16 protein-coding genes are annotated in these 22,657 nt (G+C 44.4%); 11 read left to right on the top strand and 5 right to left on the bottom strand.

Translation table 11 applies throughout. The annotated features are described in order from the left end of the window. Positions 1-34: 34 nt before the first annotated feature. The gene (locus tag CHRO_RS19585; protein WP_015155957.1) at positions 35-3,052 is read right to left on the bottom strand and encodes an ABC transporter ATP-binding protein/permease; all 3,018 of its coding nucleotides are present in this window, start codon (positions 3,050-3,052) and stop codon (positions 35-37) included. Positions 3,053-3,867: 815 nt separating this feature from the next. Here CHRO_RS19585 and CHRO_RS29870 point away from each other — a divergent pair. From CHRO_RS29870 to CHRO_RS19550, 7 genes are all read left to right on the top strand, one after another. After that, on the top strand, positions 3,868-5,454 hold the full coding sequence (locus CHRO_RS29870) for a serine/threonine protein kinase (protein ID WP_015155956.1): 1,587 nt from the start codon (positions 3,868-3,870) through the stop codon (positions 5,452-5,454). Further along, positions 5,451-6,398 carry a phosphate/phosphite/phosphonate ABC transporter substrate-binding protein gene (locus tag CHRO_RS19575; protein ID WP_015155955.1) on the top strand — a complete coding sequence of 316 codons (948 nt, stop codon included), beginning with the start codon at positions 5,451-5,453 and terminating at the stop codon, positions 6,396-6,398. The genes CHRO_RS29870 and CHRO_RS19575 overlap by 4 nt, the downstream gene beginning before the upstream one ends. A 164-nt stretch (positions 6,399-6,562) precedes the next feature. After that, a complete protein-coding gene (locus CHRO_RS29865) occupies positions 6,563-8,152 on the top strand; it encodes a serine/threonine-protein kinase (protein ID WP_015155954.1) in 1,590 nt (529 codons plus the stop codon). A gap of 347 nt (positions 8,153-8,499) precedes the next feature. Further along, positions 8,500-9,075: a COP23 domain-containing protein gene (locus CHRO_RS19565; RefSeq protein ID WP_015155953.1), complete on the top strand. Its 576-nt coding sequence runs from the start codon at positions 8,500-8,502 to the stop codon at positions 9,073-9,075. 102 nt (positions 9,076-9,177) lie between these two features. Next, positions 9,178-10,035: a S1 family peptidase gene (locus tag CHRO_RS19560; protein ID WP_015155952.1), complete on the top strand. Its 858-nt coding sequence runs from the start codon at positions 9,178-9,180 to the stop codon at positions 10,033-10,035. Positions 10,036-10,156: 121 nt separating this feature from the next. Continuing rightward, positions 10,157-11,284 (top strand): trypsin-like peptidase domain-containing protein, encoded by a 1,128-nt coding sequence (locus CHRO_RS19555; protein WP_015155951.1) that lies wholly within the window; start codon positions 10,157-10,159, stop codon positions 11,282-11,284. Positions 11,285-11,720: 436 nt separating this feature from the next. Beyond that, positions 11,721-13,868 (top strand): iron uptake porin, encoded by a 2,148-nt coding sequence (locus tag CHRO_RS19550; RefSeq protein ID WP_015155950.1) that lies wholly within the window; start codon positions 11,721-11,723, stop codon positions 13,866-13,868. A gap of 51 nt (positions 13,869-13,919) precedes the next feature. Here CHRO_RS19550 and CHRO_RS19545 read toward each other — a convergent pair whose 3' ends face one another. Continuing rightward, positions 13,920-14,531 (bottom strand): glutathione S-transferase family protein, encoded by a 612-nt coding sequence (locus CHRO_RS19545; protein ID WP_015155949.1) that lies wholly within the window; start codon positions 14,529-14,531, stop codon positions 13,920-13,922. A gap of 176 nt (positions 14,532-14,707) precedes the next feature. Between CHRO_RS19545 and CHRO_RS19540 the strand changes: the two genes are divergently transcribed. Then, complete coding sequence (locus tag CHRO_RS19540; protein ID WP_041462551.1) at positions 14,708-15,370, top strand: SOS response-associated peptidase; 663 nt, start codon at positions 14,708-14,710, stop codon at positions 15,368-15,370. Between the two features lie 196 nt (positions 15,371-15,566). Here CHRO_RS19540 and CHRO_RS19535 read toward each other — a convergent pair whose 3' ends face one another. After that, on the bottom strand, positions 15,567-16,283 hold the full coding sequence (locus CHRO_RS19535; RefSeq protein ID WP_015155947.1) for a biliverdin-producing heme oxygenase: 717 nt from the start codon (positions 16,281-16,283) through the stop codon (positions 15,567-15,569). A 93-nt stretch (positions 16,284-16,376) separates the two neighbouring features. On the opposite strand from CHRO_RS19535, the gene CHRO_RS32615 reads away from it, so the two are divergent. Next, a complete protein-coding gene (locus CHRO_RS32615) occupies positions 16,377-16,559 on the top strand; it encodes a hypothetical protein (protein WP_127024315.1) in 183 nt (60 codons plus the stop codon). A 54-nt stretch (positions 16,560-16,613) separates the two neighbouring features. Further along, positions 16,614-17,444: a sulfurtransferase gene (locus CHRO_RS19530; protein ID WP_015155946.1), complete on the top strand. Its 831-nt coding sequence runs from the start codon at positions 16,614-16,616 to the stop codon at positions 17,442-17,444. 63 nt (positions 17,445-17,507) lie between these two features. Here CHRO_RS19530 and CHRO_RS19525 read toward each other — a convergent pair whose 3' ends face one another. Beyond that, the gene (locus tag CHRO_RS19525; protein WP_051033281.1) at positions 17,508-18,383 is read right to left on the bottom strand and encodes a hypothetical protein; all 876 of its coding nucleotides are present in this window, start codon (positions 18,381-18,383) and stop codon (positions 17,508-17,510) included. Between the two features lie 583 nt (positions 18,384-18,966). Between CHRO_RS19525 and CHRO_RS19520 the strand changes: the two genes are divergently transcribed. Beyond that, the gene (locus CHRO_RS19520) at positions 18,967-20,112 is read left to right on the top strand and encodes a FecR family protein (RefSeq protein WP_015155945.1); all 1,146 of its coding nucleotides are present in this window, start codon (positions 18,967-18,969) and stop codon (positions 20,110-20,112) included. A gap of 73 nt (positions 20,113-20,185) precedes the next feature. Here the strand turns inward: CHRO_RS19520 and CHRO_RS19515 are convergent, their stop codons facing one another. Further along, the gene (locus CHRO_RS19515) at positions 20,186-22,480 is read right to left on the bottom strand and encodes a serine/threonine-protein kinase (RefSeq protein WP_181824205.1); all 2,295 of its coding nucleotides are present in this window, start codon (positions 22,478-22,480) and stop codon (positions 20,186-20,188) included. Positions 22,481-22,657: the final 177 nt, after the last annotated feature.

The following is a 22,657-nucleotide window of genomic DNA, read 5'->3' as shown; positions in this document are numbered from 1 at the left end:
ACATCTCTACAGCCAGCTATCGTATAGCTTATATTCAAACAATATCTTTGCGCTTCTGGACTCCAAATAGAAGGGCAAACATAGCAACTATTAGCACTCCCAGCATAGACCAGTGCCAAGCTAAATTGACTTTAAATGAAGCACCATAGTCTTTTTTAAAGCGTTCGATCAATCCTTCTGCACTCTTGATCGCACCCTCATATTTTCCTTTCCACTCGCTATATTCTTTTTGCCAGACATCTACATCTTTTTTGTATTTGTCTACTCTCTTTTCATAGTCATCGAGTTTTCTAGGATCTGAGGGAGCTTTGCCAGGATCTTTCGGCTTAACTGGTTCTGGCTTATCTACTACTGGGTCGTATTTAGATTTTAGACCTGGAAAAACGCATTTTTTAAACAGTGCTTTACCTAAGCACTGGCTCTTTTTTTTCTGTTCGGCAGTTTGTTTTTTTCTTTCTTTTTCTGCTAGTTTCCAGTAGGAATCATCTGCTACGTCTTCACCCATTTGGGAGATCGTGACTAACGACTCAAAAGACCACTTTGTAATTGTGATGCGATTGATCAGCTGCCCTGGAGGACCAAACGTCTCTACAGGTAACATCCCCCCACCAAATGTAATTTGTGGTACGAGGAAAATAATTGTGAGTAGGGGTGCTACGTTTTGGTTGGGCGAAATCGCCGATACTAGAAGCCCCATCACCATCCCAGCTAGAGTAGCCAGGAAGAGAGTGACATACATATTGAACAGTTCTGGCGTGCCACCAGGAAGCTCGATCGCCAGCCATTTAAATAACAAGAAGATTGCTGCTTGATATAGAGCTATTATGACCCCAATCCAAACTTTAGACATGATATAAGGCAAAATTTTCAGCCCGATCATGCGTTCGCGGCGATAGATTTCTTGTTCTTTGACAATCTCGCGCATGGTAGCTAAGCTGCCTACAATTACCGCAATTAAAGCGGTAGTAAATAGCATCGTGATTGCTTGTCCGGCATCACCTTCTTGAAGATTGAAAACGTCTCGCTTCCAAGTTACAAAATCCATGATGCCGAGAATTGGCGCGATCGCACCCATCAAAAACAAGCCAGCGCGATCGCGCATCAAAATTGCTAAGTTGCGACGCGACAGGATGATAAACTGCTGCCATGCCGAAACTTGCTTAATTGTGCTACCTGGTTTCTGTTTGGCTCGATGGCTTCTTTGTGCCATTTGGGGCATTTGCAGCTGTTGTTGGCGCTCTAATACGTACTTGTGATAGTGACGCGAGTTTCTAAAGCGTTGCTGCCATTCTTCAGGTGATAGTTCGTGTTCTACCTTGCCGTAGATCTGATCGAACTCCTCCACCCCAAAATAGTCAATTGCTTCTGCTGGCGGACCAAAATAGGCGACTCGTCCCCCTTTCGCCAAAAATACCACGCGATCGCACAGCGTCACGTTCTTCGTGGCGTGAGTAATCAGCAAGATCGTCCGTCCCTGATCTGATAATTTGCGTAGCAACTTCATGATCTGAAGTTCCGTACCAGGGTCAAGACCGGATGTCGCTTCATCGAGGAAAAATAAGCTGGGTTTGGTAATTAGCTCGACTCCAATCGATACCCGCTTGCGCTGTCCGCCGCTCAATGCTTTTACAGGTACGTCCTGGCGTTGCAGCAATTCTAAGTCTGTCAAAACTTCTTGCACCCGCTTTTGACGTTCGCCAGGAGTGGTATCTGAAGGCATCCTTAACTGAGCGGCAAAATCGAGCGCTTGCTTGACCGTCAATTCTTTGTGAATGATGTCATCTTGAGGGACGTAACCGAGTTCGGTACGGTAGGCATTAAAGTTTTTGTATAAATCTTCTCCGTTTACCAGTACCATCCCACTTGTAGCAGGGCGAAAACCGTTGAGTGCATCGAGGAGGGTCGATTTACCGCCACCGCTGACTCCGGCAATTACGATAAATTCTCGCGGCAAGATCGACAACGAAATGTCATCCAACAAGGTCGTGCCTTTACCGACAACCTTCGTTAAGTTGACGGCATCCAGACGCAGATTCCCTTCTTCGTTGAAGCTCACTAAAGTCTCGTCAACGTTGAAGACAAAGCGAGTCGGACCGATGCGAATTGTATCTTCAGGTCTGAGCGACTGCGAACCGCTGACGCGCTTGCCGTTGACAAAAGTACCGTTACTGGAATTGAGGTCGGCGATCGCAAACGTCCCATCTTGACGCGAAATTCTGGCATGATAGCGCGATACGGTTGGATGGTCGATTGCAATATCGTTCTGCTCGTCGCGACCGATCGTTAAATTATTGCGATTGCTCAGATTCAGTTGATGCGTAATACTTGGTACTTGGTCGGTAGCAGTTGTCTGGAAAGTCAGAGTAATTCCAGAACCGATCGCGATCGCGTCTCCATCCATTAACCGCCGTTCGCTAATGCGTTGCCCTTGATATAACAACCCATTTCTGCTCCCTAGATCGACTATCGTGTAGCTGCCTTGACGCTCGACTAATTCGGCGTGCCGTGACGAAACTTGGGGAAAATTAATCGGGACATCACAACTAGGATCGCGACCGATCGTCATCTGGTTTTTGACAATCGGAATATCTTGCGTTCCCGCTGGAGTCGTCACCCGCAATATCGGTGTTACGATCTGAGTCTGAATTGCTTGCGGTGGTGCAGCAAAATTTGTGGCTTCAAAGCCAACAGTCGTCCCTATCCCCGTCATCTGGGTTGCAGTTGCACCTGTAGTGACTTCCTCAACACCGCAAAAGCGCAACTCGCAACCCCCGATTCTAATCGTGTCTCCATCTTTGAGTTGCCTCGGTTGACTAGGAGCCAACCTAGCATTATTGACAAAAGTGCCAGTACTACTTCCTAAATCTGTAAGTAAGTATCCACTTATACCTTGGGGCGCCAGCTGAGCGTGATAGCGCGAAACATTACTTTCGCTCAAAACTAAGTTATTATCTCCCGCTCGACCAATTCTCACCACGTCGCCGTTGAGTAGAAACTCTTGCTTACTACCGTCACGTCTACCAATCTCCAGACGTGCAGAAGACTGAATCATAATATTTTTATTTTTTTAATTATTCTGTAGTTTGATGTCGTAGCTGGAAAATTTTTCTCTGAGATTGCAGTATATTACCGAAAATTCGGGTTCTCTCCAATTTCATTAAAATTTTATACTCTCAACTCACTCGATCTATGCACGTTCTGCACATATTGTTACAACATCTGTTACAAGGTCTTGTTACAATGTCGAGCAGCAACGTATGATAGTATCTGCCAATACAATTAAATAGTATTTAAAGAGAAATAAAGATTTCAGACTAAGCTAAAAGCTAGTGTCAGGCGCGCTTGCTGTCAAGCACACAAACATTCAGATGTTAGCGGTTAGTACGAGAAACACGCATTCTCATTGGATATTGCTAGCTATAAACAATCGGCTCATAGCCGATTGCCTCGATCGAGGCTGCTAGGCAAGCAAGAGGAAAAAGCAGATAGGAGAATTATCTCCTCAATCTCAATCAGCGGGCAGTGCGATCGCGGTTTGCTACACAAATCTACGTAGGTTTAGGAGATTCGATCGAGACAGCGTATTTCGGCGATTGTGTCTTGAAATATATCTCGATCTATACTTTATCTTATACAAATATTAGGAGCTTCAACCCCGCATATCTAAAGGGCGAATTGCAACTCTTTTCTTCTGCCCTTTACCCTCTGCCTTCCTCAAAAAATTTTAGCAGTAAAAGTTCATATTAGGCTTTAATGGTGATGAAAGAAATATATTTTTGGCAGGCTTAGTTGCATCTAGCTTGGAAGTCATCGCCTATACTGTTGGCAAACATTTATTTTCATACCAGTTTTAATGCGCTCTGCTCCATGAACTCGCCATTACAAAAAGACAACTGGCTCGGTCGCTGCGTTGGCGAACGCCAGCGCTACAGACTAGAACAACATCTAGGCGCGGGCGGAATGGGAGATGTCTTCATCGCCAGGGACGTACCGATTGGCAAACTAGTCGCTTTAAAGATCCTCAAAGGATCGCTAGCAGAATCAGCCGATCTGAGAAAGCGGTTCGAGCGAGAAGTGACTCTCTGCGCTGCGCTCAAAAGCGATCACATCGTGAATATCAGCGACTATGGCGTTACCGATGAGGGGTATCCCTTCTACGTCATGGAGTACCTGCAAGGACAGAGCTTAGGACAACTGCTACGCCAGCAGCAACAGCTGGGTCTCGAACGCAGTCTGTCGATCGCGATCCAAGTGTGTCAAGGTTTGCGGTTGGCGCATCAAGGCGTACACCTATGGCAAAATGGAGCAACCGCTAGCAAGCAGATCAAAGTCGTCCATCGCGATCTCAAGCCAGATAATATTTTTCTCGTTCCTACTGCATTGGGAGAACTCGTCAAAATTCTCGATTTTGGTATTGCTAAAATTTGTAACGATACAAATGAATTTACCAATCTGACGAACGTTTTTATTGGGACTTTTCACTATGCAGCTCCCGAACAGTTTGAGCTAGGGACAGAAGTAGACGAACGTGCTGATATTTACAGCCTCGGCGTAATTCTCTACGAAATGCTGACTGGAACCGACCCATTTGGGTTTAATTTCCGTCGCAATAGCAATACGATTAGCGGTATGTCATGGGTATTCGCTCATGCTTCCAAGCCCCCGATTCAGTTGCGATCGCAGCCTCGGTGCGAGCATTTTTCACTACAACTAGAAGCCGTCGTCATGCGGTGCTTGCAGAAATCGCCCCGCGATCGCTTTAGTTCTGTAGACGAGTTAAGTCGTGCCTTGCAAGCTGCCGTAGCGATCGATCTGGCGAATAATACAATTGTCCCAGGTTTAGGTGCAGCAACGACAATTGCGACATTGCCTCCTCCCGCACACCCATCCGAACTAACGACCACTCAACTACCCGATCCAACTTTTCCACCTGACTTTACCCAACGTCTGTCTGCGCCCCGAGTCCCGTTAGAAGCTACCGACGTATCCCTGTCAGCCCAACACCGATCGCTAGTCAAGCTGTTTACAGAATTTGCTGGACCGATTGCGACTACTGTGTTTCGACAAGTAGCAGCTCAATCATACAGCGTCGAGCAGTTGGTAGAAAACCTCTCAGTTTACCTGCCTGCCAAGCAACAAGCAGAATTCGAGCGTCAGGCAAAAGCGATCGAAGCCGAGTCAACAGCTAAATCTCAAACCCACAACACCAACGGCAATAAATTTTCCCATAATCAATTATCCAATAATTTAGCGCAGTCAGCACTCGATACTAATTTTATTCAACGGTGTGAAAAAACTTTAATCGATCTGATTGGACCGATCGCGCCGATTCTCATTCAAAAAGTTCTAAAATCTGGAATGCAAATTTCCGAGTTGGAATTAGTCAATCGATTAGCCAATGAAATTCCCGATCCTCAAAAAGCCGCCGATTTTTGCCGTCGTCTCTTAAAATGAGCGAAGCTTCTAAAAAGAATATATTAATTCCGAATTCCGAATTCCGAATTCCGAATTCCGAATTCTCCCGCCGTACGTTACTTTTACAATTATTTCTACTTACAGCATGTGGGGTGCGATCGCTATCGAGCAAGCGCCAAGGCTTAGTTCTCGGTGTAGTCAGTTATAACGCAGGGGAACAGACCATCAATCGTTATGCCAAATTTACTCGATATTTAAGTGAAAAAATTGGAGTTATCGTACAATTAGAACCTGCTTTTAACGAAAATAAGGCTCTAGAACGAATTCGGAATCATGCTTGGTCTTTAGCTTTTGCCGAGCCTGGATTAGCTGCGATCGCGATCGACCAACACCGATACACCCCGATATTGTCACTTCAGGGCATCGCTAATTTGCGCTCTATTTTAGTCGTGCGCAAAGATAATCCGATCGTTGAGTTAAAAGAATTACAAAATCAACCGCTTGCCCTCGGACAACCAGGTTCGGCTACCGGATATTTTTTTCCCATTTACAATCTCTACGGTCTAACTCTAGCAGAGATTATGCTTGCACCCACACCTAAAACAGTTTTGGAATGGGTTGCTACAGGGAAAGCTACAGCAGGCGCTCTTTCTAAAGAAGAATTGTACCTACACAGTTCGTATTTCAGCCCCACTGAGTTTCGCATTCTCCACACAGATCCGCACGAAGTCCCTCCTGGCGTAGTTTTGGTTGCACCTAACGTAGACAAAAACCTGCGCCAGCAAATTTACCAAATCATGAATGGAGTCCCCTCGATTTTGGCGCAAGAAGCAGGATACATTCCCAACAGCTCAGCGCCAGACTACGGTTATATGATTTCAGTCGTTAAGCGCGTCAGAGCAATTTTTCCCGACGAATACGAACATGGCGCAACGCCTCTACAACTCAAACCCGCCCGACTTTTAGATAATATTTCGATTTAGAGTGAGTGGCTAGTGGTTAGTGACTGGTGACAAGAATTGAGTCCAGCCACTAGCCACTGATAACTGATAACTGCTCAAGCAATAATAGTAGTATCATAGTCTCGTTCGCGATCGCACGCCCAAAAAAGGCAACAAGTCCAGAAGCAACACATAGAGAAAGCTCCATGACATTTCCTGCTCAGCCAGAAACCTGGATTGGTCGGAGTATTGGCGATCGCCAACGCTATCGCTTGGAGAGGCGCTTGGGTTCAGGCGGAATGGGCGATGTTTTTCTGGCAATGGATACCTTATTAGGACAACACGTAGCATTGAAGTTGCTAAAAGACAAATTAGCAGCGTCAAAGTCTTTGAGGAAGAGGTTCGAGCGGGAAGTTGCTATTTGTGCAGCCCTAAAAAGCGATCATATCGTGAATGTGAGCGATTATGGCGTTACAGATGAAGGTCATCCTTTCTATGTCATGGAGTATCTGCGCGGGGACAGCCTGAAACAATTGCTGAAACAACAGCAACGGTTACCCGTCGAGCGAACGATCAAAATTGTGACTCAGGTTTGTGAAGGATTGCGTCTAGCTCACTCAGGCATCGATCTCTGGTGGAGTGGAGCGACAGCCAGCGAACACGTCAAGGTAGTTCATCGCGATCTCAAACCAGACAATATATTTGTCGTGCCTACAGCATTGGGAGAATTGGTGAAGATTCTGGACTTTGGAATTGCCAAAATCCGCGATGAATCGATCGATCGCACGAATCTGACTTATGGATTTATCGGCACGTTTCGCTATGCTGCTCCAGAACAGTTGCGGGCTGCCAACACTATAGACGCAAGAGCAGATATCTACAGCTTGGGTGTCATCCTCTACGAACTCCTCAGCGGCACAGATCCATTTGGTTTTGGCGCTCAAGCCTATTCGATTACGGGCATGGGTTGGGCAATGGCACACAAGACAAAACCACCGGTTCCCATCAGGTTACAGCCTGGTTGCGAAAATTTATCGCCGCAACTAGAAGCAGCTGTCATGCAGTGCTTGCAAAAATCACCTAACGATCGCTTTGCCTCCGTAGAGCAATTAAAAAAAGTATTAAAAGCTACTATTACCCACAAGCCTGAAGCAGCGATCGATAATTCTCTTCATCCATCTCCACCTGCACCCACGCACCCACAACCATCTGTTCCTGTCACACCTGACGTGGCAACGACTAGAGCCTACATACCTCCACAGCCAACAGAAACAGAAGTCATTCCTTCGACATCGCTGCCAGACACCTTGTTACCTCCCCATAAGCAAGAAGTTCGGGCAAACGTTCAGTTCCCTGCCGCACAGCAGAGTAATCTAACTAATTCCAACACGGACGATTCAATTTTAATATCTCCACCAGCGCGTCATCGCCGCTTATCCACCTCTACTTTATTTTTTGTCGGTGCGGCTATTGGTGTTGGTATTGTGGCACTGGGAGCAGTAGTTTATTCATACATTCAGTTTCGTCTGACAGCTCAAGTTATCGATGAAATTCAAACTTTAAAACATCAAGCACGATACGAAGCTTGTGCGAGTAGAGCTGAGACAGTTACCCGCGATTCAACAGTTTACGCCGAAGCGCAGGCAATACTAAATGAGTGTCATCTCGAACATGCCAAGCAACTCGCAGGAAGTAGTAACTTTGCTGAAGCGATCGCTATTGCCAGACAAATTCCTCAAGACAGTCCTCTCTATTCCCAAGCTCAAATCCTGATTCAAGACTGGTCGGAGATTTGACGGTTAAGTAGGGAGCGCATGAGCAGGAGGAAGTTGGAGGAGCTGGGGAAACTGGGGGAGAACGATCTCGCACCACTCTTTCCCGACTTTTGACTTTTAACTTTTAACTTTTGACTTCTTTAGTACGTATATGAAGTGTTTTTATAAGTATGTTCCGTATACAAAATAGCTGTTGAAGTATAATTTTATATTTTTTTTCAAAAATTGACCGGAATCGTAGCATATTTGGATGTAGATCGCGGTATAGTTCAAATACGCTAGTCTCGTCAAGCAGACTTGTCAAGTTCAGGGTACTTGAGCTGACTGTGAATGTAATTGAAATTTTAACTGCCCTTGAGGTACGAGCGATGATAGGCAATCACACAACTAAAAATTTAAAAAAATTTACTAAATATTTAGCAACAGCGATCGCAGTTATAAGTGGGTTCGGAATAGCTAACGAGTTCGTCCGAGCAGAAGCAGTAGCTAGCGCTGGGGGTGCGACGACCTTCCATTGCATAGCTTCAGGTCAGGGCTATGCCACGATCGCCAAACGCGGCGAACGGATCACAGCACCAGTGATTACCTGGAACAGCAATGAATTTGGGACGCAATACACGCCGCACGAGCGTTGTAAAATAGTTAGCGATCGCTTGAGTGAGGTTGTAGCAGCTAAAGGCGGGAAGCTGAGAAACTTGCAACTGACATACGGACGAGTTAACAGCAAACCAGTCATTTGTTATGTGGGCAGTCGAAACGAAATCTGCAACCGGAAAAATATTCTAATGACATTGCGCGAATCAGATCGAGGCAAAGAACGCCAAATTCTCGAACAATTAGTGACTTTCAGCCTGAAAGGAACGGGTACGGCAGTCCAACAAAGTGCGCCACAATATTATGCACCTTTTGGAGAAGAAATTGAGCGAGCGTTGTCAGCGGAATAAGGTAAATGCATGAGTAGTAGAGGTTGAGAGCGATCGCCAACTCGAACCTCGTAATTCACGCATGACAGTCGATCAAGCGATTGGAATTGGGATGCAGTGACAGTGAAATTATCATCAGCCACTATTGTCTTATTTAACCTCGGACTGCTGGCGATCGCTGCATTCTTATGGTTTATGCCATCAAAACCGAATACAAAATCTGATGCTAGTACTGAAAAAATTGCGACTACAACACCTGTAGATCCAGTAAAAAGTTCGGCAATAGTAGAAGTTGCTCAACAAGTGACAGTCAGAGTATTGACAAAAACAAGTATGGGTTCTGGAGCGATCGTACAACGTCAGGCTCAGACATACACCGTTCTTACCTGCGACCATGTAGTAGCAGGTAGTCAGAAGGGCGAATATACCATTCTCACTGCTGATGGCGCGACTCATCCAGCCCGCCGCTTGACGCAGACTTTAGCAGGTGTCGATCTCGCCTTACTACAATTTGATAGCCCTAAATCCTATCGCGTTGCTGTCTTAGGAAATTCACTTGCCTTAACAAAAGGCGATCGCGTCTATGCATCTGGTTTTCCCAATTATCAATTCCTCAATAAAAGTCGTGTTGAAGAAACACGTAACTGGGGAATGAAAGCATTTCGGCTGACAACGGGAACTGTTGCTTTACTCTTAGAGCGAACTTTACCAGAAGGATACAGTTTAGGTTACACCAACGAAGTCGAACAAGGGATGAGTGGTGGACCTGTTTTGAATCAAAAAGGAGAACTGATTGGGATCAACGGTCGCTTGAAATATCCACTTCAAGGCATTGATGTGTTTACATTTGCCGATGGTACAAAGCCATCGGTAGAACTATTTAATCAAATGGAAGCGCTGAGCTGGGCGATTCCAATTGCTGCTTTTCAGCATCAAGTTGACAAAAACTTGGCTCAACCTCAATCGCAAAATGAGATCTAAATTGTTATTGGTAATGGGTAATGGGTAGTAGGTGATTGGCAGTGGTGAGTGGTGCGTGTTGGTATTTATATTCTTCTGACTCCTCAGTTTTCACTTTTAGCTTTTAACTTTTGACTTTATTATGAATGGCTGGAAAAAGTTTTTTCAAACTCGAAATTTAAAATATACAATTTTTATAGCCGGAGTTGTCACTGCTGCGACGACGATCGCTTTTACTAGCAAGATGACAGGACTCACGGTACAAGCAGATGCGATCGCCCAGCAAACTCAGCCTGTTACTGATTCCAAAACGTTGAATCAAACGGAAATTGACGCGATCGCCTCGCAAACAACAGTGGTTGTCGGTCAAGACCTGCAAAAAGGTGATGTTGAAGCTCGACGTGAGTTTAACCCAGGTTCTGGAGTCATTATCGCTAAGCGCGGCAACATTTACTACGTGGCGACTAACTTGCACGTTGTCCGCGGTCGAGGTGGTTTTTACGGGGTACGTACCTTTGATGGCGAAGTTTATCCCGTAGACGACGAAAGTACGCGATCGAATATCGTCCCAATGGGAAAAGAACAGGGCGAAAGTGGCGAAACTATTCAAGGGCTTGATGTCGCGATCGTCCAATTTAAGAGTGACAAGAACTATCCTTTAGCAAACCTACCAGGTAGCCCTAACCAAGGCGAACGAGCCTTTGTCTCTGGCTGGCCCGATCCTGGAGATGAAACGGCGCGACGGCAAAGGTTATTTGCTCCTGGCGAAGTGATTAGAATTACCCCTCGCACTACGGATGGAGGTTACAGCATTCAATACAGTTGTGAAACGCAGCGGGGTATGAGTGGGGGTCCCGTTTTTAACGATCGCGGCGAGTTAGTTGGAATTCACGGACGCGCAGGTGAAGCAACTAGTGTCTCCGTACCAGGAACTTTAGTAGCTTCCCTAATGGCAGGAAACTCCATAGCTCAAACTGCGATTCAAAGTAAATTCAATTTGGGAATTCGAGTTTCCGACCTCACCGAAGAAGCGAAAAAAATTCAACCGCTTGCAGGCGTGTTTCCCTATATCAAATTTGAGCCGCCTCCCGTGCAGCCTGCTGTTGTCAGCCAGGGAATGCCAGAAAAAAGACCGCGATCGGCAGACACGATCGATGATATTTACAAGACCTTCAGCCGTGACTTCAAACACGCCGCTGTTAGAGATTGTCCCTCAGCAGGTAGTCGTACAGTCTTACTCGGTACGAGTGAAGAACGCTGCCCAGAGTAAGAAAATACTTTTTTACGCTTTGCTCAAGTAGGAGAGTTTCAGCAGCGCAAAATCTTTATTTCGGGAGCGTAATTTTCGTAGTTAAAGCTATATTTTTTTAGCGATCGCTCTCTGTATTTAATACTGAAATAGTATGGCGATCGGATATGAAAAAAAGCTTATATTTGCCAGCTCATTTCAAATCCTATCATCTGTAGGGTGAGCAATGTCCACCCTACGTTAATCTGTTTTTCTCAAATAATATTACAAATAAAAATTAAGATTTTTAGTTAATTGGATTGTATTTATCGCGATCGTGTCATTCTAGCTTTTAAGAAATAAAATAATTTTATTTGCTTAGGGTCAGCACCGAGTTTCAACAGAAGTTTGCTCAAGCTTCTGTAAGTTTTCTATGCCAAATTAAACGCCTTGAATTGTGGATCAGAGGGAAGTAACTGTGAGGATCAAATCTACTTTTTCCATATTTTCCATCTTGCTATTGACAACACCCATAGCTGTTTCTGCTCTTGTATTTAAAACAACCGCAGTACATGCAGGCGAGACAGATATAGCAATATCTCAGCCAACTCAAATAACATCTCAATTATTAAAAAAGTCTGAGGCAAACCGAACTAGTGCGGCTACCCTAGCGCCTCTAGCACCAGCAACACCGGATACAGATTTCAACTATACAGCTCAACAAATTCAAGACACATCTTCGACACTGGCACAAGTCACATCCGTATCTCAACTGTCAGACGTGCAACCAACTGATTGGGCGTTTCAGGCATTGCAGTCTTTAGTAGAACGCTATGGAGTCATTGCAGGTTATCCTGACGGGACTTTTCGAGGCAATCGTGCCATGACGCGCTACGAGTTTGCCGCAGGTTTGAATGCAGCTATGGATCGGATTAACGAACTGATTACGGCTGGTTCGGCAGATGTCGTCAGCAAAGAAGATTTAGAAACCCTAAATCGCCTGCAATCGGAATTTAGTAGTGAATTAGCAACTTTGCGGGGTCGAGTTGACGCTTTAGAAGCGCAAGCAGCCGAGTTAGAAGCCAATCAGTTTTCCACGACTACCGTTTTAGGTGGAGAAGTTATCTTTGGTGTAGCCAGTGCTTTTGGCGGCGATCCCTCTGGGGGATGTAGGGTTTTTCCAGACGATAGAGGACCTTTTTTTGAACAATTAGTACCCCAGTTAAACTTAAGAGATCGCAATTCAGATCCAGAAGTTGATTGTTTAAACCGAGATGATGCAGATAAAAATACTGTTCTCGCCCACTTGGTTCGATTAGGGTTAGAAACATCATTTACAGGTAAGGATCGCCTACGGACATACTTAGTTACAGGCAACTTTGACGGTGGCGGCTTCACCAATGCAGAGTCTCTCAATACTTACATGGCACGGTTATCTTACCAAGCAGGTTTAAACAATGATGTTGTTTTAGACTTACTAGAATATCGATTTCCTGCCTTTAACGATCGCGTTGTCTTTAGCGTCATTCCTTTTGGCTTCAGTCTCAGTAACGTTCTTTCCGCCAACTCAGCTTACTTTGACACTGGCAGAGGCTCAATTTCTCGCTTTGGCGAGGCTAGTCCAATTTTCAAAATTGGTGGCGTATTAGATGCAGGAGCAGGTTTTGACTGGTTATTTGCCAAAAATGCCCGGTTACAAGTAGCTTATGGTACTGGAGGAAGCGGGAATCCAGACAGTGGGGTTTTTGGCGCAGACCGCAGCGCACTAGGCGTGCAATTGTTAGCAACGCCAACTAATAACCTAATTACTGGCTTAACTTTTGTCAATGCTTACACTAGCGATGGAACTTTAGGTACATATACAGGTAGCGTCAATGCAGAAACAAATGGTTTGTGGTCTGGTTCATCCGTTCCTTCACCAATTGACCAAGCAAATGACTCTGGATTTGACCCATGCTGCCGTTATTTTATCGGAGATTTAGCTGCCAAAACCAATGCTGTTGGCGCAACGTTGCAATGGCGTATCTCTCGTCAATTAACGTTTGGTGCTTGGGGAGGCTATATGTTTACCAATTTCTTAGAACGCCTTCCTAACTTTCCTCTTTCTGGTGATGCTACCCCTGAAGATCTGAATGGTGATGGAATAGCCGATGGCACTCCTGATGGTATTGGCAGTTCCTCAAATAAGAAACCTTTTGCTAATTCAGCCACATATCTATTTTCTCTCGGTCTATCCGATCCATTTGGTAGAGAAGGAGATTTATTTGCCTTTCTCTTTGGTATGCCACCCAAACTAGTTGATGCGGGACCTGAAACGCGCGGTACACCCGTACCTTTTTTTGAAACTTCTCGTAGAGGCGAACCAGAAGTTCCTGTAACTGATAATAACCGTAACTTAGATACAGTGGGAGTTGGCGATGGACCAACTGCTCAACGGGAAGGATTGCCAAGGAGGGTAGGAGTAAAAGATGAAGCAACTTCACTGCACTTTGAAATGTTCTACCGTTTCCGAGTCAGTGACAATCTATTCATTACTCCAGGTGTGGTTCTCGTGACTAACCCAGGTCATATTGAAGATAACAACGACATTTGGTTAGCAACTATCCGCACGACTTTCCGCTTCTAATTCTCCTTTCAATCGTAGGGTGCGTTGTTAACGCACCCCAAAACAATAATGTCAAAATTGTTGTTGCGTAATTGGAATATAATTCGGTTGAGCTTTAACTCGCTCTATCCATGCTTGAATTGCTGGAAACTGAGATAGATCGAAACCTCCTTCATCGGCGACGTGAGTATAGGCAAATAAGCCAATATCAGCAATAGAATAGCGATCGCCTACAAAAAATTTCTGCTGAGTTAAATGTTGTTCCATCACTCCAAGCGCAGCATAACCAGCTTGACGTTTCTGTTCTATCGCTTCCCGATATTCATCTGCTTTACCAAGTTCCGTAATCCAAAATCTAGGAGTAGCAATATTAGGTTCGTGACTGTATTGCTCAAAAAATAGCCATTGTAAAACTCGGGCGCGGAGCAATTTATCAGCAGGCAAAAATTCAGTATCTTCGCTAAAATAGAAGAGAATAGCATTCGATTCTGCTAAAAAATCTCCCGATTCCAACTGTAAAACTGGAATGCGTCCATTAGAATTTTTCTTGAGAAATTCTGGAGTACGACTTTCACCTTTAAGAATATTAATTTCTACTCGCTCAAAGGGAATCCCAAGCTGAGTTAACAACAGCCGAACTTTATAACCATTCCCCGAAGGTAAAAAATCATACAACTTGAGCATGACTTTCGTTGGGTAGAAGACGTAACGATTATAAAGAAGTTAAAAGTTAAAAGTCAAAAGTCAAAATCAGTTATCAGTGACTAGTGGAACCAGTGACAAGAATTGAGTCTGGTTCCACTAGTCACCAGCCACTAGCCACTCACCAACTACCAATTACCCATTACCAAAATAGTTTTATGTGTGGTAGATTTACCCTCAGCCAACCCGCAGAAGCGATCGCCTCTACCTTTCAGCTTTCTTTAATTCCCGAATTAGCCCCACGATATAATATTGCACCTACTCAACCAGTCCCAACCATTTTATCAGATGGCGATCGCCGTCGATTTCAAATGTTACGTTGGGGTTTAATTCCCTCATGGGCAAAAGATGCATCGATGGGTGCAAAAATGATTAATGCTAGAGCAGAAACCGTTGCTGAAAAACCCGCTTTCCGTTCTGCATTTCGTCGCCGCCGTTGTCTAGTTGTTGCCGATGGCTTTTACGAATGGCAGTCACAAAAAGGCAAAAAACAACCCTTTTATTTTCGCTTACAAGATGGGCAACCTTTTGCTTTTGCAGGTTTGTGGGAAACTTGGCAAGCACCAGACGGCGAGAAAATTGATTCTTGCACTCTGCTGACGACAACAGCTAATTCTCTTTTGCGATCGGTTCACGACCGGATGCCTGTTATTCTCAAACCAGAAGACTATAATCAGTGGCTCGATCCTCAAATTCAAGAACCAGACGAGCTACAACCATTGTTACAGCCATACTCGTCAGAGGCAATGGTTTCATATCCCGTCAGTACTAAAGTCAATAAACCAACTAATGATTCACTAGAGTGTATTGATAGTTTGTAAGTGTGTAATTCATCGAAGATGTAGAGACGTTTCATGTAACGTCTCTACATCTTCAACAGCAGACAATCCTGAAGACACGATGACATTTTTATCACCTCATCCCCAGGATTGTATGTGGTTGTCAATTGTCATTTGTCATTTGTCACTTGTCATTTGTTATTTATAAGACCAATGACTAATAACCAATAACCAATAACTAATTGCTAGTTGCTAGCTCGGTATTACCACGATTACGACGGCGAGTTAAGCTGTTGAATAACATAACACCGATCGCCTTGATCAAATTACCTTCTAATTCGTTAAACATCTTCATGTTCATGCCAAAAGCAGCATTAGCTTCTTCAACGATGCGATCTGCTGTGGCTTCATCAATTGGTAATTCGTCTAGTCTCTGCCGATAGGTGTTTTTAAATTGCTTTTCATCAGAAATTTCAGCAAATTCATAGAAAGCAGTGCCTTGCCCATCCGCAAGATTCATTGCTCTTTGAGCAATACCTTTGAGGATTTGTCCGCCAGAAAGATCGCCCAAATAACGAGTATAAAGGTGCGATATTAATAGTTCTGGGGCAGTATTAGAGACTTCCCGTATCCGCTGCACGTAAGCTTCCCCAGCCGGAGATAAACTAATTTGCTCGCGCCATTGGTTGCCGTAATAATACTTCAGATCTTGCTCCAAGCTGCGCTGGCGATTCAATTCCTTGAAGTACATCTTTGATAAAATAGGGTGCTGTTGATGCCGCTCCATTTCTTCTTCCATCGCTGAGTAGACGAAATAGAGATTAGCAACCAGCTTGCGGTAAGAAGTTGGCTCTACTACTCCTTTTAAAAAACACTTGACAAAACCAACATTTTCTGCCATTGTGTGGGCTTTTTTCGTCCCTTCACGGAGTTTTGTTGCTAAATTACTGCTCATGCTAAATTTCTCAACTTTTATAGTCAACTACTACCAACAAAGTTTGCGAGTGTATTTAGTATTCCACCTAAATCGTTACAGTAGAACGATTTGATGAGAAAATTTGTTAAAAATTCTAAAGAAGGGGAGTCGGTAGGGGCGCACAGTTGTGCGCCCGTACAGGGGAGTCGGTTTGTAGGGACGGGTTTTGAGCGAAGATCGATTGCCCTCAGCATGATTCTTTTGCTAAACCCGCCCGTACGGGAGTCGGGAAAGGATTTAGGGTATAGGCTGTAGAGAGAATTAAGAATTATTTTTGACTTTTAACTTTTAACTTTTGACTTTCGCCATATGAATCACAGCGTTACTGCCGCATGGCTATACGAACATCTAGAAGATCCGCAAGTGGCGATCGCGGATTGTCGTTTTTCCCTTGCCGATCCGCAACTCGGACAACAACAGTATCAATCGAGTCACATCCCTGGTGCTTACTACCTAGATTTAAATCGGGATCTTTCCAGTCCAGTCGGTCAGCATGGCGGGAGGCATCCTTTACCAAACGTAACAGAGTTGGCAGTAAAGCTATCGGCGATGGGCATAACTTCCCAAACGACAGTGGTTGCTTACGATGATTCCCGATTGGCTTTTGCGGCGCGGCTGTGGTGGCTGCTACGCTATTTAGGACACGAACGAGTTGCCGTGTTAGATGGAGGGTTTCAAGGGTGGCTAGCGGCTGGTTATCCGGCGACGTCCGATGTTCCCATAGCAAAAGCTGGTGAGTTCATCCCCAAAATGCAATCAGGGCAAGTTGTGGACAGAGAAGCGGTAAAAGCACGCAAGAACTCGCCAGGAGTAGCATTAGTCGATGCGCGAGAAGGCGATCGCTATCGTGGCGAACGAGAACCGATAGATCCAGTTGCGGGTCATATCCCAGGCGCAGTCAATTATCCCTGGCAAGAGGTAACAGACGATCGCGGCTACCTCAAGCCTGTCACAGAACAACAGCAGCGCTGGAAGGATCTAGATTCATCATCAGAAATTATTGTCTACTGTGGTTCTGGCGTGACTGCTTGCGTCGATTTACTCTCGCTAGAATTGGCAGGAATTTCCATAGGTAAACTTTATGCAGGCAGTTGGAGCGATTGGATTAGTTATTCTGAGGGAGTAGGGAGTAGGGAGTAGGAAAAGAGAGCTGAGGGGGCTGAGGGAGCTGAGGGAGAAAAATCATCAACTACCAATTACCCATTACCAATTCCCGATATCAAATGTATAATTCACGCTAAAAAATGAATTATCAAAACCAATATTTGGATCGGAGGAATTGCCAAAACTCACACCACTTTGAAAGCTGATTTGGCTTCCACGGGATACGGCATAAATTATGCTACCGAGAATTAGGTGGTAGGTATCATCGCGATCGCGTTGCGTGAACTTTGATAAAGCGAGTAGATATTCTAAACTGAGCTGGAGGCGAGGGCTGATATAGTAAGCTAGTTCTGTAGATAAAGAATTGATCGCGCGACTGCGGGTGTCTGGTTCGGCAAATCCTAGACGAAATTCATAGACTGAATTTAACCACAATTTATTTGTTATTTTATCTTGGCGCTGGAGGGCTAGACGTAGAGCGTGTTCGTTCAAAAAGCGATCGCCTGTCTTGGCATCAAATAAATATTGATTGTTCCAGCCAATTTCACCAAACATCCGTGGTGTAAGTTTTTGGCGTAAAATTGCCCTTAACCTTAATTTATTGTAATCAGCTCGGTCGTGTTCTCTATACCGAACTAAACCACCATCAATTGCCGTAAACAAACTTGTTTTCGCTCCTAGCTTGGGCGCGATCGCAAAAGTTAAGTTAGTGGAAAATAATCCATCATCAATTGCATCAACTGCGGAAAAAATATTAGTTCCTTGGAAATAGCCAACCTGCCCTAGTAAATGTGCGATGGGTTCGTCAGGAGGAGACTGTAATTGTTGCTCTTGTAAACGCAGAACTCCTAGTTCTGGATCTCCTATTTGTTCGTTTTTGACTGAAGCGCGATCGCTTAATGTTGTTGCTGGTGATGGTGCTTTTTCATCCTTTAGAGGGGCAGCAATTATTGGATTTGAAGAAAAAAAAAGCAAATAGTGCTACTTGCCATACTTAAGATCAAGCTAGCTAGTACCGATCGATGAAAATCACAGCTAAGTGGGTCAATCCCGCCGTTGTTAGTTTTTGAGTTTCCACAGGTGAACTTCGCTTGTGTCAGTGGGAATTCACTCCGCTTAGGTTGTTGAATTGTAAATTTAAGTTTGAACACGGTAGAAACAAAAATTAATAATACACATAATTGCGATCGCAATTATTTATCTAGCTCTCAGTTAATCCTTAAGCTCCTAGATCGCACATCAAGATTAGTTGAAAAAAATATCAATCTATAACCGCAAAATTACGGGATTCATGAAATTAAGTTAAACTTTCAACTCAGAAAAAATACTCAATAGCAATTCATAGGCTAATCCTATAGCAATCATAAATGAATCGTGAAATCGATTGTCCGTGTAGAGACGTTACATGTAACGTCTCTACACGGAAACTTGGTGTAAAACTAACGGTTACCGTATAAATCCTGTTTTTATTTGCTTGCAATTTGGGCATTCTAAATAATTGAAGTACTTCGATACTTAACCGTTAACCATTAGATATTGACTACCAATTCCTAATTACATGTCTCACCGATTCATTCTTTTCATCTCAATTTTGCTATGGAGTGCTTCTGCACTACCAAAAGCAGCCCAAGCAGATACAGTTTTAACCCGCGCTGAAATTAAAAGCCTACGCAATCTCGTACAATTAATGCCTCAAAGCCAAACTGCTCGTCCAGCAAAGGTGGCTGATGGGATAGTTCCAGGAGATGCATTATCTACGGGTCGAGAGGCACTAGCAGAGCTACGTTTTAATGATGGCTCTTTAGCAAGAATTGGCGAACAAGCCCTATTTCAATTTTCTGCTCAAAATCGGAATTTAAAACTATCAAATGGTACTGCATTACTGCTGATTCCTCCCGGTCGAGGTACGACAGAAGTATGGACACCAAACGCAACAGCAGCAATTCGCGGTTCTGCATTATTTATTCGTCATATTTCCAATAGTAAGACTACCGTAGTCGGCGCATTAACAAATAGCCAGATTGAAGTCGTTAATCAAAAAAACTCTCAGCGACAGGTATTGAAAGCAGGTCAAATAGCAGTCGTTGTTAAAGGTAAAATTACAGCGCTTTACAACTTCGATCTAAAAACATTTTATGAATCAAGCGACTTAGTAAGTGGATTGAATCTCAATAAAAAAAGCGTGACTGCCACTGATATTGCGATCGCCCAAGTACAAGCTGAAACGAGTGCCGCCGTTGCCGCGCAGTCACCGCTAACGGGTGAAAACACTATTGTTAATCCTAGCTTTGTCCGTAGTTCAGACTCGCCGTCACCACCTTTACAACAAAATAGTCATAATTTACGGATTAACACTTCTGATTCGACTACAGACTTGATTGACAACGGTACAGTCATTCTCGATCGCTTGGAAATTTTACCCGACAATTCTGAATCTGCTTCAGATAATGATTCAAGTCCGATAGGCGATCGCGATGGTTCTACCAAAGATGAAGATCGTCATCTCGATAAAAATAATAATGGGATTGGTGATGGGAATGGCGGTGGCAGAGATCGTCATCCCGATAAAAATAATAATGGGATTGGTGATGGGAATGGCGGTGGCAGAGATCGTCATCCCGATAAAGATAATAATGGGATCGGTGATGGGAATGGCGGTGGCAGAAATAATAACCCTGACAAGAACGATAAATCTCGAAAATAAATCTTAAATCTCAAAGAGATTATTGGCGATTGAGAATTAAATCAAAAGAGACGAAAGATCGCCAGAGAAAGACTTACACTTTCTCTTCTGAATCAACTTCTTCTACAATTTCTACTGTATTAGTTGATTCCCGCCAAAATACCGTACTTGCTTCTAAATCTTCTGAGTCAACTTCTGCGGGGGTGGCAACAGCTAGTAAGTCATCGCGATCGCCAAAGTTATCATTATTAGTACTATCAGTACCAGTTAAATTTTGTAGCGCAACTAAAGCTTCTGAGGCTGATTGATAGCGCTGCGTATAATCGTACCGTACCATTTTACCGATAAAAGTTGCTAACTCCTGGCTCACTTCAGCTTTATCTAACCACAGTACCTCACCCGTTTGCGGGTCGAGTTGAAGTTCGTGAGGTGCAAATCCCGTTAAGGCTTTAATTAATAACATGCCGACTGCATAAATATCGCTGCTGTAGAAAGCACGACCTGCGGTTTGTTCGGCAGGAGCATAACCTAAAGTGCCAATGCTAACTGTCAAGTTAGTTTGCCCAGTTGTTAGCATTTGATTGCTAACTTGCTTAACCGCGCCAAAATCAATGATGACGAGCTTGCCATCGGAGTGCCGTCGCATGATGTTGCTAGGCTTGATATCGCGGTGAATTGTCTTGCACCTGTGAACGAATGCCAGGATTGGCAGTAAATCTTGCAGAATCGCGATCGCGGCGATTTCGCTCACAGGCTTGCCAGGTTTGAGTTCCCAACTGAGGGGATGTCCGTCGATCAACTCTTGAACTAAAAAGAATTCTTCACCTTCTGCAAAATAGGCAAGCAACTGGGGAATTCGGTCGTGTTTCCCTACAATTTCTAAGGTTTCTGCTTCAAGTTGAAACAACCTGCTAGCCATTTGTAAATGCTGGGGATGATTGCTAGAAGGTTTCATTCGCTTCACAACACAGAGAGGTTTGCCGGGACGTTGTAAATCTTCTGCAATGTAAGTTTCACTAAACCCACCAGAAGCTAAAACTTTGGTAACTTGGTAGCGTCCGCTGAGAATTTTTCCCGCCGTAACTAATTCGTGTGGCAGTAATTTTTGGATCTCGTCTTGTTGGTTGTCTACCTCTGGGGATTCTAAAACAGTGGTATTTTCTGTAACAGCAGGTTTGAGTTGAATTGTCTGGCGGCGATCGCTCATCGTTGCGATCGTCAAGTAAGAACCACCACACAACACAATTGTTAACATCGGCACGGCAGTGGGTAAGATCGAGTACTGATATGTAAAGACGGCGTAACTGATACCACCCCACGCGATCGCAATTCCGATTGTCCATCCTAGTTGAGAGCTGAAGCACTGAGTTTTTGCTAGCACAATTGTCGTTCCAGCGGCTAATAGCAACACCAACAACCCCTGGAAAAAAGGATTGGGAATTGCCAAGGCGAGCGCTTTTTGTTGTAACCGCGTGGCGATCGCATTCGCTTGAATCTCTACCCCTGGCATCGGCTTGGGATACAGCCAGCTGTAGGAAAAAGGTGTTTTGTGAAAGTCTTGCAGCGAAGCAGCTGTTGCGCCAACAATCACAATCTTATTCTGAAAATAACGCCCCTGTTCCAGGTATGTGTTCCAATTCTCGGTATCGAGGACGTGCCAAAAAGGGATATATTCAAACGTCCCCGCAGGTCCATAGAAATAAATGCGATCGCCTTTAGAGGAAGTAGGGGCGCACAGCTGTGCGCCCCTACAATTACGAATCGAAGATGCCACCGCTTGCTCAAAAGAGGGCATTTCTACCCCCATAGCCGCATAATTATCAAATTGCTGTTGATATTTTGTTGCCAAACTTAAAGGAAATTCGCTAGAAAATCTGTGAATTTTGCCATCTAACTCTAGGGGGAAATTGACAAAACCAACTGACATTGGCTTCGTCCACAAAAAACGAACTGGCTTGGTTAGTTGAATGATATTACCTTGGCGCAATTGCGATTGCTCGTACTCCGCTGCTAAGGTGACTTTACCAGCGTAGCGTTGTAACACTCTTGCAAATTCGCGATCGTCTGTACTTCCATAACTGCTGGGAGATGCGAATACTATGTCTAAAGCAACAGCACGCGCTCCTGCTATCATTAATCGATCGATCGCTTGAGCATAAGCAAGTCGCTGCCAGGGCCAAGCTTGCAAGGGCTTGAGAGCGGCATATTGTTGAGGGTTAGTTTGATAGTATTGTTGAGGAATTGATAAAGATTGCTCGTCAATTGTCAGGATAACAATATCCTCTGGTGGTACAACAGCGCCCCGAATTTCAAAAAATAGCGCCTGGGTTTGGTACTCCGTCATTTGTACTAATGTCCCATTAGTGGCTGTAGCTACTGCCGCAGCCACTCCCCAAAATCCAGATATGAGTCGATCCCACTGGAAAGATCGTAAAGACTTACTCTTCTGAAGCAGCGATGGTATCTTTTGTACATCGGACAGTGTACGATCTTGTCCCATATAGTTATGTCAGACTGGGAGTTAGAGGATAGGGACAGTCAGCAGGGGGCTTCTGATTTGGTAACT

Origin of the sequence: Chroococcidiopsis thermalis PCC 7203, from assembly GCF_000317125.1 — a bacterium.
Taxonomy (GTDB): Bacteria; Cyanobacteriota; Cyanobacteriia; order Cyanobacteriales; family Chroococcidiopsidaceae; genus Chroococcidiopsis; species Chroococcidiopsis thermalis.
This window is presented reverse-complemented; position numbering and strand designations above follow the sequence as displayed.

Coding starts and splice junctions, on each gene's coding strand:
- CHRO_RS19585 (WP_015155957.1), bottom strand. CDS start 3,052: ATGATTCAGTCTTCTGCACGTCTGGAGATTGGTAGACGTGACGGTAGT.
- CHRO_RS29870 (WP_015155956.1), top strand. CDS start 3,868: ATGAACTCGCCATTACAAAAAGACAACTGGCTCGGTCGCTGCGTTGGC.
- CHRO_RS19575 (WP_015155955.1), top strand. CDS start 5,451: ATGAGCGAAGCTTCTAAAAAGAATATATTAATTCCGAATTCCGAATTC.
- CHRO_RS29865 (WP_015155954.1), top strand. CDS start 6,563: ATGACATTTCCTGCTCAGCCAGAAACCTGGATTGGTCGGAGTATTGGC.
- CHRO_RS19565 (WP_015155953.1), top strand. CDS start 8,500: ATGATAGGCAATCACACAACTAAAAATTTAAAAAAATTTACTAAATAT.
- CHRO_RS19555 (WP_015155951.1), top strand. CDS start 10,157: ATGAATGGCTGGAAAAAGTTTTTTCAAACTCGAAATTTAAAATATACA.
- CHRO_RS19545 (WP_015155949.1), bottom strand. CDS start 14,531: ATGCTCAAGTTGTATGATTTTTTACCTTCGGGGAATGGTTATAAAGTT.
- CHRO_RS19540 (WP_041462551.1), top strand. CDS start 14,708: ATGTGTGGTAGATTTACCCTCAGCCAACCCGCAGAAGCGATCGCCTCT.
- CHRO_RS19535 (WP_015155947.1), bottom strand. CDS start 16,283: ATGAGCAGTAATTTAGCAACAAAACTCCGTGAAGGGACGAAAAAAGCC.
- CHRO_RS32615 (WP_127024315.1), top strand. CDS start 16,377: ATGAGAAAATTTGTTAAAAATTCTAAAGAAGGGGAGTCGGTAGGGGCG.
- CHRO_RS19530 (WP_015155946.1), top strand. CDS start 16,614: ATGAATCACAGCGTTACTGCCGCATGGCTATACGAACATCTAGAAGAT.
- CHRO_RS19520 (WP_015155945.1), top strand. CDS start 18,967: ATGTCTCACCGATTCATTCTTTTCATCTCAATTTTGCTATGGAGTGCT.